The 2,939-nt window shown below is 62.7% G+C and carries 2 protein-coding genes and 1 pseudogene; 1 reads left to right on the top strand and 2 read right to left on the bottom strand.

Annotated features, from left to right (window positions below; translation table 11 throughout):
• The coding region (locus JNK99_RS12025; RefSeq protein WP_366518760.1) for an ATP-binding protein at positions 1-1,092 on the top strand (1,092 nt) is incomplete at its 5' end.
• Here JNK99_RS12025 and JNK99_RS12020 read toward each other — a convergent pair.
• Together JNK99_RS12020 and JNK99_RS12015 are read right to left on the bottom strand one after the other, a co-directional pair.
• Positions 1,008-2,381 carry an adenylate/guanylate cyclase domain-containing protein gene (locus JNK99_RS12020; protein ID WP_291853337.1) on the bottom strand — a complete coding sequence of 458 codons (1,374 nt, stop codon included), beginning with the start codon at positions 2,379-2,381 and terminating at the stop codon, positions 1,008-1,010. The genes JNK99_RS12025 and JNK99_RS12020 overlap by 85 nt on opposite strands.
• Positions 2,382-2,543: 162 nt before the next feature.
• A pseudogene (locus JNK99_RS12015) lies at positions 2,544-2,939 on the bottom strand (prepilin-type cleavage/methylation domain-containing protein); the annotation flags it as partial.

The following is a 2,939-nucleotide window of genomic DNA, read 5'->3' as shown; positions in this document are numbered from 1 at the left end:
GCGGTGATCAGCACGCTGGTCTCGATCGCACTCCTCCTGTTGCTGATCGGCTGGACCTGGAACACCCGTCCGGGCTACACCGGCATCGATGTCTTCTTCTCGCGCTACCTGCTGACCATCGGCCTGCCCTTCGAGCGCTGGCTGCATCGGCTGACCACCCTCGCCGGCAGCGAAAGCGATCCGGAGCGCTTTCTCTCACAAGCGCTGGCGGAAATGCTCGACCTGCCCTGGGTCGACGGCGGGAGCTGGGTCGCCGGCACGCGCGAGGGCGCTTTTGGCAACGAGTCGCGCTTTCGTCACGACTTTCCGGGACAACCACTGCTCCTCACGCTGCATACCCGTCACAAGCTGAGCCCGGCGCTGATCTGGCATTTCCATCTGCTGACCCAGCTCGCCAATGACCACTACATTGCCAAGTTGCGCGCCCGCGAGTTGCAGCAGGTGAGCTACCTGCGGGCGATCCACGAAACCGGCGCCCGCCTGACCCATGACGTGAAAAACCTGCTGCAATCGCTGAACAATCTCTGGTACGTGGCACAGACGATGAACGGCAAGGACGGCGAACGGCGCGAACTGCTGCTTCAGCGCCAGTTACCACAGATCAGCCAGCGTCTGCAGCAGACGCTGAGCAAGCTGCAGAAACCGCAGAACGAAATGGGCGGCACGTTGCCGGCCGAAATGTGGTGGCGCATCCAGCAGCAACGCTACGCCACCGCACCGGTCATTTTCGCGGCCGACCAGCCTGACCCCGAAGCGCTGCTGCCAACCGCGTTGTTCGACAGCGTGACCGACAATCTGCTCCACAACGCGCTGCTCAAGAGTCAGGTGGAAAATGATCTGCAGATCCACGTGACGCTCGCCGCCGACGCCTCGTGCCTCACCGTCTGCGACGACGGCAGCGCAATCAGCGAACCGATACTCGGCGCACTGCTGCAGGCCCCGGTAGCCTCGGAGAGCGGCCTTGGCATCGGCCTCTACCACGCCGCCCGCCAGGCCGAGAGCTGCGGCTACGAATTGCGCCTGGCGAGCAATTCCCCCGGCAAGGTTTGCTTCGAGTTGCGCAAACGGCCTCCGGCGGGGTCTGCCCCCTGACCACCGTCAAGCGTGCAGGCGCGCACGCGCCGCCCGAGCAGGCGGTAAACGACCATGCTCCCCTTGCCCTTGACCTGAATCATCTGCGGCTCCTGGAAATCGAAGCTGTCGCGCAGGCGCTGGTAGGTTCGCTGATCGACCTGGACCACACCGGGAACGCCTTCGGTGGTGACGCGGCTGGCAATATTCACGGTATCGCCCCACAGGTCGTAAATGAACTTCTTCTTGCCGACGACACCGGCAACCACCGGGCCGGTGCCGATGCCGATACGCAGCTCGAGATGCCTCTCGTTGACGGTGAAATCCTCGTGCAACAGGGCACACATCTCCAGCGCCATGTCGGCCAGCGACTCGGCGGGCAGTCGACAGGCATCGTTGAGACCGGCGGCGACCATATAGGCGTCGCCAATCGTCTTGATCTTTTCCAACCCGTACTTCTCGGCCAGCTCGTCGAAACTGGAAAAAATCTTGTTGAGCATGGTGAACACCTGCTTGGGGGTCAGCCCTGCGGCAATGCGCGTGAAGTTCACGATGTCGGCGAACATCACCGAGACTTCGGCGAAGCCATCAGCGATCGTCTGGTTGCTGTCCTTCAGACGCTTGGCGATCGACCCGGGCAGGATGTTGAGCAACAGCCGTTCGGAACGATCCTGTTCGAGCTGCAGCAGGCGATGCGCTTCCTGCAGCCGTTGCTGCGCCTTGTGTTTCTCGGCGTCGGAATAGCGGAGCAGCAGGTAGACAATGGTCGATACGGCGGCGAAGTTGAGTGCGAAAAAGAAGGCCGTGGTCTGCAATGGCACCTTTTGCGGTGCAGCCAGCAACGCGTCGGCGAGATAGTAATCGAAGCTGCCCGACAGAAGGGTGAGAAAGACGTAGGCGAAGAACCACGCCCCCGACTCGCGCGGACCGATGAACAGCACGGCGCCGATCGGCGCCAGCAGTGCCCACAGGCTGATGCCGCTGGCGTTGATGAAGCTGCCGATGCTCCACTGCGCGACAAAGGGCATGAACAGCAGCAGGGACAACTGGATCTGGCGAAAGACGTTGAAGTTGAGTGTCTTGAGATAAACCAGCAGATTGCCGACCAGCAGCAACTGCATGGCGAGCGTCAGGTTGGACGGAAAGCGGGGTCCGAGCTGCCAGTAGATCAGCAACCAGACGATCGAGGCAAAGCAGATCAGTCCGGTGGCGAAGAACAGCAGTGATTTCTGCCGGCGCAGGTCTTCCGGGTCGTCCGGACAGATGCCGGCAGTGCGCAGTCGGTCCAGGAAGGTCCAGTCGGCACTCATCGCGGGGTGGACGGAAGGTGGAACGAGGGCATGCCCCAATTGGACCTTAAAGCAAGGTGGTGGTCAACGCGCACCAACCCCCCGAGTAGTCTGCCCAGACTCGAGTCGGGTCAGCGGTCCGCAACATCGGCGGCGCGCAATCAGGCCGGGTCGCCAGCACGTTCAGGGAAGTTTGCCGGCACTGAGCATCCGGTTGAAGAAAAGTCCGGGCGGCAGCCAGACGACTTCGTCGTCGTAGCCCGGGGTCGGCGTCGAGCGCTTGACGAATGTGCGCACCACACCGCCATCTGTCCAGGCCGACGTGACCAGGACCACCTGGTTCTCCAGTTCGTCGGGGTCGGCACCCACAGCCAACTGCGTCCCCAGGCCAGTGTGTGCGCCGTTGCCATTGGCGCCGTGCGAAACGACGATCGCCGGTACGAAAGAGGCCACCGAGTTGCCTCCGGCGGCCGACAGCACTGTGAGGTTACCTTGCGAGGCCAGGGTGACGCGGGTGGCCGAATTGGTGAATGTGGCGGTCGGGCGGTAGCTGAAACGTCTTCCCCAGGCATCGCTCTC

It is taken from the genome of Accumulibacter sp., from assembly GCF_016789985.1.
Lineage (GTDB): Bacteria > Pseudomonadota > Gammaproteobacteria > Burkholderiales > Rhodocyclaceae > Accumulibacter.
Note: the sequence above shows the minus strand (reverse complement) of the source record. Positions and strands in the feature narration are given on the sequence as shown.

Coding starts and splice junctions, on each gene's coding strand:
- JNK99_RS12020 (WP_291853337.1), bottom strand. CDS start 2,381: ATGAGTGCCGACTGGACCTTCCTGGACCGACTGCGCACTGCCGGCATC.